Source organism: Rhodococcus mengyinensis (assembly GCF_048381435.1).
Lineage (GTDB): Bacteria > Actinomycetota > Actinomycetes > Mycobacteriales > Mycobacteriaceae > Rhodococcus_F > Rhodococcus_F opacus_D.
In genome coordinates this window covers 1-12679 of sequence record NZ_JBLWIT010000124.1, presented here as the reverse complement: position 1 = coordinate 12679, position 12679 = coordinate 1, and the positions used below count along the sequence as shown (strand labels likewise).

11 protein-coding genes are annotated in these 12679 nt (G+C 68.1%); 9 read left to right on the top strand and 2 right to left on the bottom strand.

Annotated features, from left to right (window positions below; translation table 11 throughout):
* From ACNJ7E_RS28380 to ACNJ7E_RS28370, 3 genes are all read left to right on the top strand, one after another.
* Positions 1-1599 (top strand): acyl-CoA carboxylase subunit beta (locus tag ACNJ7E_RS28380; RefSeq protein WP_418341559.1); only part of this gene is annotated, 1599 nt, incomplete at its 5' end.
* A complete protein-coding gene (locus ACNJ7E_RS28375) occupies positions 1596-1958 on the top strand; it encodes an acyl-CoA carboxylase subunit epsilon (protein ID WP_280785217.1) in 363 nt (120 codons plus the stop codon). The genes ACNJ7E_RS28380 and ACNJ7E_RS28375, both read left to right, overlap by 4 nt.
* Before the next feature lie 10 nt (positions 1959-1968).
* On the top strand, positions 1969-2613 hold the full coding sequence (locus ACNJ7E_RS28370) for a Maf family protein (RefSeq protein ID WP_280785218.1): 645 nt from the start codon (positions 1969-1971) through the stop codon (positions 2611-2613).
* Here the strand turns inward: ACNJ7E_RS28370 and ACNJ7E_RS28365 are convergent.
* Positions 2596-4314, bottom strand: coding sequence for an MFS transporter (locus tag ACNJ7E_RS28365; protein WP_280785219.1), 1719 nt, complete (start codon positions 4312-4314; stop codon positions 2596-2598). The genes ACNJ7E_RS28370 and ACNJ7E_RS28365 overlap by 18 nt on opposite strands.
* A 248-nt stretch (positions 4315-4562) precedes the next feature.
* Here ACNJ7E_RS28365 and ACNJ7E_RS28360 point away from each other — a divergent pair, with 248 nt between their 5' ends.
* Positions 4563-6080 (top strand): condensation domain-containing protein, encoded by a 1518-nt coding sequence (locus ACNJ7E_RS28360; protein ID WP_418341558.1) that lies wholly within the window; start codon positions 4563-4565, stop codon positions 6078-6080.
* Complete coding sequence (locus ACNJ7E_RS28355) at positions 6080-7522, top strand: condensation domain-containing protein (protein ID WP_418341557.1); 1443 nt, start codon at positions 6080-6082, stop codon at positions 7520-7522. Before ACNJ7E_RS28360 ends, ACNJ7E_RS28355 begins: the two co-directional genes overlap by 1 nt.
* On the opposite strand, the gene ACNJ7E_RS28350 is transcribed toward ACNJ7E_RS28355, so the two are convergent.
* Entirely contained in the window at positions 7482-7898 is a 417-nt protein-coding gene (locus tag ACNJ7E_RS28350) for a group III truncated hemoglobin (protein ID WP_418341556.1), read from the bottom strand. The genes ACNJ7E_RS28355 and ACNJ7E_RS28350 overlap by 41 nt on opposite strands.
* A gap of 148 nt (positions 7899-8046) precedes the next feature.
* Between ACNJ7E_RS28350 and ACNJ7E_RS28345 the strand changes: the two genes are divergently transcribed.
* The 4 genes from ACNJ7E_RS28345 (at position 8047) to ACNJ7E_RS28330 (ending at position 12679) form a co-directional block, all read left to right on the top strand.
* Positions 8047-8946: a sulfurtransferase gene (locus ACNJ7E_RS28345; protein ID WP_011598236.1), complete on the top strand. Its 900-nt coding sequence runs from the start codon at positions 8047-8049 to the stop codon at positions 8944-8946.
* Positions 8943-9359, top strand: coding sequence for a SufE family protein (locus tag ACNJ7E_RS28340; protein WP_009479492.1), 417 nt, complete (start codon positions 8943-8945; stop codon positions 9357-9359). Before ACNJ7E_RS28345 ends, ACNJ7E_RS28340 begins: the two co-directional genes overlap by 4 nt.
* Before the next feature lie 21 nt (positions 9360-9380).
* Positions 9381-10757 carry a condensation domain-containing protein gene (locus ACNJ7E_RS28335; RefSeq protein WP_418341555.1) on the top strand — a complete coding sequence of 459 codons (1377 nt, stop codon included), beginning with the start codon at positions 9381-9383 and terminating at the stop codon, positions 10755-10757.
* A gap of 131 nt (positions 10758-10888) precedes the next feature.
* On the top strand, positions 10889-12679 hold the full coding sequence (locus tag ACNJ7E_RS28330; RefSeq protein WP_418341554.1) for an acetyl/propionyl/methylcrotonyl-CoA carboxylase subunit alpha: 1791 nt from the start codon (positions 10889-10891) through the stop codon (positions 12677-12679).

Here is a 12679-nt window from a genome sequence, read left to right as displayed (position 1 = left end):
ACGCCCGATATTCACACGACGGCGGGAAAGCTCGCCGACCTGCGTAATCGTCAGGCCGAGGCGCAGCACCCGAGCGGTGAAGCCGCGGTCGAGAAGGTCCACGCCAAGGGCAAGCTCACCGCCCGCGAACGCATCACCGCCCTGCTCGACGACGGCAGCTTCGTCGAACTCGACGCCCTCGCCCGACACCGCTCGGTGAACTTCGGCCTCGCCGACAACCGCCCCGTCGGCGATGGCGTCGTCACCGGCTACGGCACCGTCGACGGCCGCGACGTCTGCGTGTTCTCCCAGGACGCCACCGTCTTCGGCGGCTCCCTCGGCGAAATCTACGGCGAAAAAATCGTCAAGGTCATGGACCTCGCCCTCAAGACCGGGCGCCCCCTGATCGGCATCAACGAAGGCGCCGGCGCCCGCATCCAGGAAGGCGTCGTCTCCCTCGGCCTCTACGGCGAAATCTTCCACCGCAACGTCCAGGCCTCCGGGGTGATCCCGCAGATCTCCCTGATCATGGGCCCCGCCGCCGGCGGCCACGTCTACTCCCCCGCCCTGACCGACTTCGTCGTCATGGTCGACCAGACCTCCCAGATGTTCGTCACCGGCCCCGACGTCATCAAAACCGTCACCGGCGAAGACGTCACCATGGAAGACCTCGGTGGCGCGCACACCCACATGGTCAAATCCGGCGTCGCCCACTACGTCGCCTCCGGCGAACAAGACGCCCTCGACTACGTCAAGGACCTGCTGTCCTACCTGCCCAGCAACAATCAGGCCGCGGCCCCCCGGATGCTGCCCACCGACCCGATCACCGGATCCATCGACGACTCCCTCACCGCCGAGGACCTCGAACTCGACACCCTCATCCCGGACTCGGCGAACCAGCCCTACGACATGCACGAGGTCATCCGCCGCATCCTCGACGACGACGAATTCCTCGAGGTCCAGGCCGAACGCGCCGGCAACATCGTCGTCGGCTTCGGCCGCGTCGACGGCCGTAGCGTCGGGATCGTCGCCAACCAGCCCACCGTGTTCGCCGGCTGCCTCGACATCGACGCCTCCGAAAAAGCCGCCCGCTTCGTGCGCACCTGCGACGCGTTCAACGTCCCCATCATCACCCTCGTCGACGTCCCCGGCTTCCTGCCCGGCACCGACCAGGAATACAACGGCATCATCCGCCGCGGCGCGAAACTGCTCTACGCCTACGGCGAGGCCACCGTCGGGAAGATCACCGTCATCACCCGCAAGGCCTACGGCGGCGCCTACGACGTGATGGGCTCCAAGCACATGGGCGCCGACGTCAACCTCGCCTGGCCCACCGCCCAGATCGCCGTCATGGGCGCCTCCGGCGCCGTCGGCTTCGTCTACCGCAAACGCCTCCTCGAGGCCGCCAAGAACGGCGACGACGTCGACGCCCTGCGCCTGCAACTGCAACAGGAATACGAAGACACCCTCGTCAACCCGTACGTCGCCGCCGAACGCGGCTACGTCGACGCCGTCATCCCCCCGTCCCACACCCGCGGACAGATCGTGGCCGCCCTGCGCCTTCTCGAACGCAAAATGGTCACCCTCCCGCCCAAGAAGCATGGGAACATCCCCCTATGACCGCTATCACCGACGACGACGTGCGCACCGAGACAGGTTCGGACGCGACGGCGTCAGTCAACGGTTCCGCAGCGGACACCACGCTCGCGAAGGGTGCGGCCACCGACCTGCCGGGTGACACGGACGGCACCGCCGCCGACGCGGCCCGTCAGCCTTTCCTGAAGGTGGTCAAGGGCTCACCGTCCGACGAGGAGATCGCTGCGCTCGTCGCGGTGCTGTCCGCGGTCGCCGCCGCCGGCAGCGGTGAACCGGATTCGCACGTACCGCCCGAGTCCTGGGGCGCTCCCACGCGGATGCACCGGAGTGTCGCCCCGTTCTCGCCGTACGCGTTCCCGAACGTGTCCGCGTACCGGCGTTGATCAGGATCCGGTGACATCCTTCGTTCTCGCCTCGGCTTCCCCGGCGCGGCTGGCTGTTCTGCGCAGCGCCGGGGTGGAGCCGGTCGTGCGAGTCTCCGGAGTCGACGAGGATGCCGTCATCGCGGCACTCGGTGCCGACGCAGCCCCCGAGCACGTCGTCACCGAACTGGCCCGCGCCAAGGCGAGCGACGTCCTCCCTGTTCTCGCACGGGACGGGATCTCGGACGCCGTCGTCGTCGGATGCGACTCCATGTTGCTGATCGACGGGTCCCTGCAAGGCAAACCCGGAACCGTCGACGTCGCCCGCGCGCGGTGGTCGTCGATGGCCGGCCGTAGCGCGACCCTGCTCACCGGGCACAGCGTCCTGCGGATCGCGGAGGGCGCGGTGGTGGGTGACGCACACGATCACAGCGCCACCGTCGTCCATTTCGCGAGCCCGCCGGACGCCGATCTGGAGGCCTACCTCGCGACCGGGGAACCGCTGCAGGTCGCGGGCGCGTTCACCCTGGACAGCCTCGGGGGCTGGTTCGTGGACCGCATCGAGGGCGACCCGTCCAGCGTGATCGGGATCGGTCTGCCGCTCGTCCGGAGGTTGCTCGCGGAGGTCGGGGTCGGCGTCGCCGAGTTGTGGGCGTCGTCAGGCCGCGTCGACTGACTGTTCGTCGACCGACAGATTCCGGCGCGGAAGCGTCAACGACGCCACACCGATAGCCGCCGCCACCGCCGCGATGATCCAGAGGATGCGGCGCTCTGCCTGGAGAAACGCCTCGCCTGCCGCTGATCGGGTCGACTCCCGTGCGGCTACCACCGCGGAGTCGGCGATCTGCTGCTGAGCGGCGCCGAGCGCCGCACCCCCGGACGCCGGCGAACGGCATTCGTCGGGCACCTTCATCGGGGACGTGGACCCGAGTTGCTCCGTCGCGCAGCGCACGAACGTGTCCTCGGCCCGCGGGATCAGCGCCGGCGGCACCCCGGCCTCGGCGAGTTGCGCGGTCAACGCGGGCCGCTCGGCTTGCACCGCGTCCGCCGACTGCGTCGCGACGAGGTTGAAGAACACGACGCCGATCACCGCGAGGCCGATCGAACTACCCACCTGCTGCACGGTCGGGAGCAGCCCCGACACCGACCCGGCGTTCTGCGGTTGCACGGTCGCGAGGATCGCCGTCTGGAGCGGTGCCACGAACAGCCCGAGCCCGGCTCCCCCGATGAACAGCGGACCGGCCAGCGCCGACCACCGCGGATCGGTGCCCTCGTGCTGCAGTTGCGCCGCCAGCACGATGAGGGAGCCGGCGAAGAGCAGCATCCCGAGAGGCAGGACGAGGTTGCCGATGCGCCGATACACGGCAGCGGAGGCCAGCGCGGCGAGCCCGGTCCCCAGCGCCCACGGCAGCGTCATCACCCCGGCCCTGAGCGGTGAGAACCCGAACCCGAACTGCAGGGTGAGGGAGATGGTGAAGATCAACGACGTGAGCGTCCCGAAGAACACGAACGCGATGGCCGCGCCGAGCGAGAACGCGCGGTCGGTGAACAGTTCGAGGCGCAGGACCGGGTCGCCGCCGCGGCGCCCGAGCCGCCACTCGTGGACGACGAACGCGATCAGGACCGGCACCGAACACAGCAGCATCACCACGAGCGACGTCGGCCAGCCGCGTTCCCGGCCCTCCGCGAGCGGAAAGATCAGGAGGAACAGCCCGAGCGCCGACAGCACGGCGCCGCCCACGTCGAGCCGGCGGATTCCGTCGGGCTTCGCGTCGACGAGATAGAAGTAGCCGAGGACCAGGGCCGCGAGCCCGATCGGGAGATTGACGAAGAAGATCAGCCGCCAACCCCAGTCGAAGAGATCCCACTGGATGAGAAGTCCGCCGACGAGCGGACCGCAGATCGTGGCGAGCCCGATGGTCGCGCCGTAGATTCCGAACACGCGCGGGTGCGAGCGTTTCGGAAACAGTCCCGAGATGATGGCGAACGTCTGAGCCGACATCGACCCCGCCGCGAGGCCCTGCAACGCCCGCGACACGACGAGAGCGGTCGGCGACTGGGCCAGTCCGCAGAGCAGAGAGGCAACGATGAAGACGGCCAGTGCGGTGAGGAAGACCCGTCGTCGGCCGAGCAGATCCCCCAGCCGCGCCGCTGTGATCAGCGAACATGCGAACGAGAGCGTGTAGACGCTCACCATCAGCAACTGCGCCGACACCGAGGCGCCGAGATCGACCGCGATGCTCGGAAGCGCGACGTTGACGATGGTGGCGTCCAGGAGTTGCATGAACACGGCGGCGAGACTGGTGGCCAGACCCAGCCACGGGACCCAGCGACCGAGTTCGCCTCGATAGAGTGCGTCACGCTGAGTCACAGGCATCCGGACAGGCTAGCGGCTCGAACCTCACGGAATGCTGTGAGGTTGTTCAAAGGTTGCTGGATGTTACGCGAAGAACTTGCAGCGTGGAACCCTTTTGCCCGACACTTGACTGGACCGGGACCGACCTGTAATCAGTCTCATACTTCTCTACCTCTCGCGGTAAGGCACTCGGTGCCGCATCCTGTTGCGAGAAAGTCCGTGCCACACCCGACCGAACTCGCAACTCGAATCCGACCAGGAGCCGCTCGATGGACTTGAACTTGATCACCCACTGGAAGCCAGAACCTGGGCGGGTCGTCGAGTGGAAAGTCACGGACGCGAGCGCACGAGCGGCTGCCGAAGCGCCGGTGGATCCGGCACTGCCGACCACCATGCAGGAGCGGCACCTGCGGCGGGCCCGGCTGGCGGCGAACAACGGCGAGACGCAGTCCCCGTGGATCGGCATCGCCTTCGACTTCCCCGGCCGCCTCGACACCGCCGCGATGACACGAACCCTGGAGCGCTACGTCCTGCGGCACGACACGTTGCACAGCTGGTTCTCGTTCGAGAACGCGGACGCCGACCCCACGGACACCACCAATGCCGTCCGACGGCACGTCGTGCCCGCCGGCTCCATCGCGCTCACGGCGCACGAGGGCGAGACGCTCACCACCCCTGAGCAGGTCCGCGACCACGTCGCCGCGCGCTTCGCGAACGATACGAGCGCGCTGGCCTGGCCCGCATTCGTGTTCGGGGTGGTCGAGCACTACGACACCGGGGCTCCCGGGCGCGAGGACAGCTTCACCCTGTTCCACGCCGTCGATCACGCGCACACCGACATGCAGTCGATGATCCTCACGTTCGCCGAGACCCGGACCATCTATCAGGCCGAACTCGACGGCGTGGAGCCCGAACTGCCGGACCCGGGCAGTTACGTGGAATACAGCCGGCGGGAACGAGAGAAGGCGGCGACGCTGACCCTCGCCTCCCCCGAGGTCCACGGCTGGATCGGTCACCTCACCCGAAACGGCGGAACGTTCCCGAGCTTTCCCCTCGACCTCGGCGCTTCCGACGAACCCCAACCGGCCATCGGCAGCCGGTTCGACCTCGCCGACGCCGACGAGTGCGAGCGGTTCGGTGCCGTGTGCAAGGCCCACGGTTCCAACTTCATCGGCGGCGTGTTCGCGGCCCTCGCCATCACCGAACACGAACTGGTCGGGCGCGACCGCTACATGGCGCTGTCGCCGCTCACCACCCGCAACGACCCGCAGTTCTATTGGTCCCAGGGGTGGTTCATCAATCTCATTCCGGTCGGGTTCGCCCTCGAGGACGCCACGAAGTTCACGGGCCTTGCCCAGCGCGCGCAGGACGCCTACCGGTCCGGCAAGGCGCTCGGCGAGGTGTCCGTGCAGCAGGTGATCGACACCGTGCTCGCTCAGGCCGGCCCCGACGCGATGTCGCAACACGCCACCACACTCGCACCGCCGCCGATCGTGTCGTACATCGACGGCAGGCGGTTGCCGCAGACCGAGAGTTTCACGTCGACCCGGGCGACCGGCATCGTCGGGGGCAAGGCCACGCAGATCGCGTCGATCTGGGTGAACCGCATGCTCGAGGGCACGTGGATGGCCGTCTCGCACCCCGATACCGACGAGGCGCACCGGTCCGTGACCGCATACGCGGAGCGGTTGTCGGACATCATGAAAACCGTTGCCCGCGAGGGCGATTACACGGTGACATCGTTCGCGCCTGCGGCGGACTCCGCGACTGCCGCAGGGGTGGAGTAGTGCACGTCACGTCGATCGACCGGTACATGCTCGAACCCGGCCTGGTGACGGAATGGTCCGTCGCGCCGGGCAAGGTCTCCCCGTCCGCGGTGCCGCCGTCGTACAACCAGCAATTCCATCTCGACACCGCCCGCACTCACGGCGTCGGCCGAAGCGTCTGGATGGCAGCAGCTTTCGACCTTCCCGGGCGACTCGACCGGGATGCTCTCGCGCAGGCACTGGTGCACTTCATCCGGCGGCACGACACGCTGCAGACCGGCTTCGACGTGAGCCCGGACGCGATGGCGCGCGTGGATCTCGACCCCGAGGACATCACCGTCGTCGCGTCCGAGGCCTCGGTGACGACGTCGCCACACGAGCTCCGGGACCATCTGCGGTACCGGTTCACCGAGGCGTGCGACCCGCTGACGTTCCCCGCGTACCTGTTCGCCACCATCGAACGCGACTCGCACTACACCGTGGTCAGTGCGTTCGATCACACTCTCGTCGACGGATACTCGCTCGTCATCGCCCTGGGCGAACTCCGGCAGATCTACCAGCGACTCACCGGGCTCGGCGGCTCGGCCGAACTCACGGAAGCGGACCTGACGAAGGAACTCGGCGATCCCGGGAGCTTCCTGCGGTACTGCGAACTCGAGGCCGAGACGCCCGTCACCGAAATCGGCGACCCCCGGGTGCGCGAATGGGCACGCTTCTACGAACGCTGCGGCGGCACCGCGCCCAGTTTCCCGCTCGATCTGGGTGTCGAGGCGGGCAGGCCCGCACCACAGGGGGCGGACGTCCGCCCCCTCCTCGACGCCGCCGACACCGAGCGGTTCGAGGAAATCTGCCTGGACTCGGGGGGAAGCCTGTTCACCGGGACGCTCACCGCGATGGGCATGGCAGTGCACTCGATCAACGGCATCTCCCGGATGCCGTTGCAGTTTCCGCTGCACATTCGCCAGGACCCGCAGTGGGCCAATGCGATCGGGTGGCTCACGACGAGCGCGCCGCTGACGGTCGAAATGACCCCGGACTGCGACTTCCAGTCCTCCTTGGCGCACACCCACGCCTCGTTCCGCACAGCCCTGACGCTCAAGGGTGTGACGATGGCCCAGGTGCGGGAGGCTCTCGGTGACGGATACCGCCGCACCCGCACCGATGTGTTCATGGTCTCGTACATCGACTACCGCAGACTGCCCGGCACCGACGATCACGACGAGCTGAACGCACACCACATCAGCAACGTGACGGTCGCGGACGACGCGCAGTTCTGGATCTCCCGCACGCAGCGGGGTCTCGCGCTGCGGTCGCGGTTCCCGGAGACGTCGACGGCACGCCGGGCGGTCACGGAATTCCTGGTGCGGTTGCGGGAGATCATGCACGACATCTGCGAGAACGGCGTCACTCCCATCGCGGAGCTCACCAGTCAGCTGAACCTGGAAGGCACTCCCGTCGTCTGACCGCCGGAGGCTCGAACAGTCGTCGCCGCATCGCGTCGGCGATCTTGGCTGCCTCGCCCTTGGCCCGCCCCGCGATGTCGCCTGCGAAAAACTCGTCGACGCTGGACGCCCACAGTTCGACCCAGCGGTCGAAATGCCGGTCGGTGAATCCGTGCCGGCCGTGCAGCGCCCGGTGCACGGCGAACGCGCTGCCGCGGTAGACGCCGGTGCGCAGAAGGATCGTCTCCCAGAAGTCGCACATGACGGGCAGGTGGTCGTCGATGCCGATCACCGCGAGCGTCTCGAAGGCCGGTTCGAGGACCGGGTCGGCGAATGCCCGGCCGTAGAAGTGCCGGAGCAGCAGTTCCAGGTCGGCGCGCGTCGAGATGTCGGGCATGAGGCCTCCGTTCGGGTGCGAATCTACGCGCCCGCTGCGGCCTCCCTCACCGTCCGCGGGAGGTAAGTGTGAACGCCGGTCGGAAGAACTTCCGGCGTCCGCCTAGAATTGACGCCGTCCCCGTCGCATCTGCCCCAGGAGCCCACCCGTGCCCGTAGCGCCAGATCCCACCCAGTCCTTCGCCGAGTACGCCAATCCCGGTCGGCTCGTGTCGACGGAGTGGCTGTCCGCGAATCTGGGCACACCCGGCCTCAAGGTGGTGGAGTCGGACGAAGACGTGCTCCTCTACGACGTCGGCCACATCCCGGGCGCCGTCAAGGTCGACTGGCACCTCGACCTCAACGATCCGGTGACCCGTGACTACATCGACGGCGAGCAGTTCGCCGACCTGATGAGCCGCAAGGGCATCAGCCGCGACGACACCGTCGTGATCTACGGCGACAAGAGCAACTGGTGGGCGGCGTACGCCCTCTGGGTGTTCACGCTGTTCGGACACGAGGACGTCCGCCTCCTCGACGGCGGCCGCGACGCGTGGATCGCCGAGAACCGGGACACCGCGTTCGACGTCCCCGAGACCTCCCCCACCGACTACCCGGTGGTCGAGCGCAACGACGCCCCGATCCGCGCGTTCAAGGACGACGTGCTCGATCACCTCGGCAAGGGTCCGCTGATCGACGTGCGGTCGCCCCAGGAGTACACCGGCGAACGCACCCACATGCCCGACTACCCCGAAGAGGGCGCGCTGCGCGGCGGCCACATCCCGAGCGCGCTGAGCATTCCGTGGGCCAAGGCCGCAGCCCCCGACAGCCGTTTCCGCTCGCGCGGTGAACTGAACGAGATCTACGGCGGCGTGTCCGCCGACGACGACATCGTGGCGTACTGCCGCATCGGTGAGCGCTCCAGCCACACCTGGTTCGTCCTCACCCACCTGCTCGGTTACCCCAGCGTCCGCAACTACGACGGTTCGTGGACGGAGTGGGGCAACATGGTTCGCGTTCCGATCGTCAGGGGTGAAGAGCCGGGAGACGTGCCCGGCGCATCGTCATGACCGAACTACCCGATTCGCTTGCCGAGATTGTCGACGACTTCGCTGCCGTCGACGGCTCGGACAAGCTGCAGTTGCTGCTCGAGTTCAGCCGCGAACTGGCGCCTCTGCCTGCCGAACTCGAGCAGGACGCGATGGAACCGGTGCCCGAGTGCCAGTCTCCGCTGTTCCTGTCGGTCGACGACTCCGATCCGGAACACGTGCGGCTGCATTTCAGCGCGCCCGCGGAAGCGCCGACGACGCGGGGTTTCGCGTCGATCCTGCACCAGGGCCTCGACGGGCACAGTGCCGCCACCATCCTCGGCGTTCCGGACGATTTCTATTCCGCGCTCGGGCTCGCCGACGCCGTCAGTCCCCTGCGACTGCGCGGCATGTCCGCGATGCTCGCGCGAATCAAGCGGCATCTTCGCGGCTAGGCAGGATCTGAACACACACTGATGGAATTCACCGAACTTGCCGACTACCCCGTTCCGGTGGGCGCGCTCACCGAATGGTTACCGTGCGCCCGCTCGGAATGGGTGGACGACCCTCGCCCGGCCTCGTACATCCACGAGGCGCACCTGCGCCGGTGCTCCGACTCCGGTGGTCGCGAATCCTGGCTGGGCACCGCATTCGAGATCCACGGCACACTGAACCTCACCGCTTTCCGGTCGGCGCTGGAGAAGTGGACCGATCGTCACGAGGTGCTGCGCTCCCACACGGCGTTCGACGCGGAGACCGAGCGCGTACGTCGGCGCACCGTGCCGCAGGGCGGGCTGCACGTCGGGGTCGTCAGCCACGGGTACGACGCCGCCGGCGGCGACAACTTCGCGCACCTGCAGCAACTGTTCGACGAGTACGCCTCGCCGCACAGTTGGCCGTCGTACGTCTTCGCGACGCTCGAAACCGTCCAACGCGACCGATTCACGGTGTTCTTCGCGGCAGACCACTCGATCATCGACGGGTTCTCCATCGTGCTCGTCGCCCACGAGTTGACCGCCCTGTACGAGGAGGCACTGTCCGGCCGCACGGCCAACCTGTTCCCCGTCGGCAGCTACATCGACTTCGGCCGTGAGGAGCGTGAGAGCTCCACCGACGCCGAGGTCAAACGGGAGGCGCTCGACGTGTGGCGGTCGGCCCTCGAGGGACCGGGCCTCCCCGAGTTCCCGCTCGAGGTCGGCCCGCGCACCTCGTACGCCCAGCAGAACCTGTCTGCCTGGATTCTCGATGCCGACCAGGCTGCGGCGTTCAACTCGGCGTGCCGCGAAGCAGAGGTGGGGTTCTTCCCCGGCCTGCTCGCGTGCCTGGGGATGGCCGGGTCGGAAGTGGCGGGGCATCAACGCTTTCGGACGGTCACTCCGGTCCACACCCGGCATTCCCCGCAGTGGGCGTCCGCGCTGGGATGGTTCGTGGGTCTGAGCCCGATCGACTTCGAGGTGACGTCGGACGACTTCGCCGCCGTCGCCCGCGAGGCCGCCGAGAGTGTGGCCCGGACGAAGCCGATCTCGGTGGTCCCGTTCGACCGGATCGAGAAGGAACTCGACATCCCCATCCGGCCGCGCTTCGTCGTCTCCTACATGGACGTCCGGTTCGTGCCCGAAGCGGGCCGCTGGCACGAGCGCAACGCCCGGGCGCTGCGGAGCCGGCAGTACACCCACGACGTGTACGCGTGGATCAATCGCACCCCCCGAGGCGTCAATCTGGCGGTCCGATATCCGGGCAACGACATCGCTGCCGCGAGCGTCCACACGTGGGTCGGGAGCCTCCGCCGGCAACTGGAACAGGTTTCAACCAGCTACCCATCGGTAGGGCTGCGAAGCGTCGGACAGCCTTGACCGGAAATTTCGGTCCGGTGACAACACGAATCGGTTCGGTGCCTAGACTCCGAAGTGATGCCGTAAACGACCGCTGGTGACACCCACGGGAGCCACCGCGGAGACAGACCATGCGAACCACAGGAGGCTCAGTGCCCAGTCATGCCAGCGCGCACATCACGAAGGTGCTCGTCGCGAACCGCGGTGAGATTGCAGTGCGGGTGATCCGGGCCGCAGCCGATGCCGGCCTGGCCAGCGTCGCCGTCTACGCCGAACCCGACGCCGACGCCCCGTTCGTGCGCCTGGCCGACGAAGCATTCGCCCTCGGCGGGCAGACCTCCGCCGAGTCCTACCTGGTGTTCGACAAAATTTTGGACGCCGCCGCCAAGTCCGGCGCCGACGCCATCCACCCCGGCTACGGCTTCCTCTCCGAGAACGCCGACTTCGCGCAGGCCGTGATCGACGCCGGCCTGATCTGGATCGGCCCCTCCCCGCAATCGATCCGCGACCTCGGCGACAAGGTCACCGCCCGCCACATCGCCGAAAAGGCCAAGGCCCCGATGGCCGCCGGCACCAAGGACCCCGTCAAGAACGCCGACGAGGTCGTCGCCTTCGCCAAGGAATACGGGGTCCCCGTCGCCATCAAGGCCGCGTTCGGCGGGGGCGGGCGCGGCATGAAGGTCGCCCACACCATCGAGGAAATCCCCGAACTGTTCGACTCCGCCACCCGCGAGGCCGTCGCCGCGTTCGGCCGCGGCGAATGCTTCGTCGAACAGTATCTGGACAAGGCCCGCCACGTCGAAGCCCAGGTCATCGCCGACCAGCACGGCAACGTCATCGTCGCCGGCACCCGCGACTGCTCCCTGCAACGCCGCTTCCAGAAACTCGTCGAGGAGGCCCCCGCCCCGTTCCTCACCGACGACCAACGCCACCGCATCCACACCTCCGCCAAGGCCATCTGCAAAGAGGCCGGCTACTACGGCGCCGGCACCGTCGAATACCTCGTCCAGGGCGACACCGTCTCCTTCCTCGAGGTCAACACCCGCCTGCAGGTCGAACACCCCGTCACCGAGGAAACCGCCGGCATCGACCTGGTCCTGCAACAGTTCAAGATCGCCAACGGCGAACACCTCGACCTCACCGAGGACCCCACCCCCCGCGGCCACGCCTTCGAATTCCGCATCAACGGCGAGGACGCCGGCCGCGGCTTCCTGCCCGCCCCCGGCCCGGTCACCAAGTTCGTGCCCCCCACCGGCCCCGGCGTCCGGATGGACTCCGGCGTCGAAACCGGCTCGGTGATCGGCGGCCAGTTCGACTCCATGCTCGCCAAACTCATCGTCACCGGCGCCACCCGCGACGAGGCCCTGGCCCGCGCCCGCCGCGCCCTCGCCGAATTCCAGGTCGAAGGACTGGCCACGGTCATCCCGTTCCACCGGGCCATCGTCTCCGACCCCGCCTTCATCGGCGACGGCACCTCATTCGACGTCTACACCAAGTGGATCGAAACCGAATGGGACAACCAGATCGAACCGTTCACCGGCACCCAGCCGATCGACGAGGACGAGACCGGGCCCCGGCAGAACGTCGTCGTCGAGGTCGGCGGCCGCCGCGTCGAGGTGTCCCTGCCCGGCCAGTTCACCCTCGGCACCGGCGCCGGTGCCGCGGCCGGGGCGGTCCGCAAGAAGCCCAAGGCCCGCACCCGCGGCGGCGCTCACGGCGGCGCCGCCTCCGGTGACGCCGTCACCGCCCCCATGCAGGGCACCGTCGTCAAGGTCGCCGTCGAAGAAGGCCAACAAGTCGCCGAGGGCGACCTCATCGCCGTCCTCGAGGCCATGAAGATGGAAAACCCCGTCAACGCCCACAAGGCCGGCGTCGTCACCGGCCTCGCCGTCGAACCCGGCGCCGCCATCACCCAGGGCACCGTCCTCGCCGAACTGAAATAG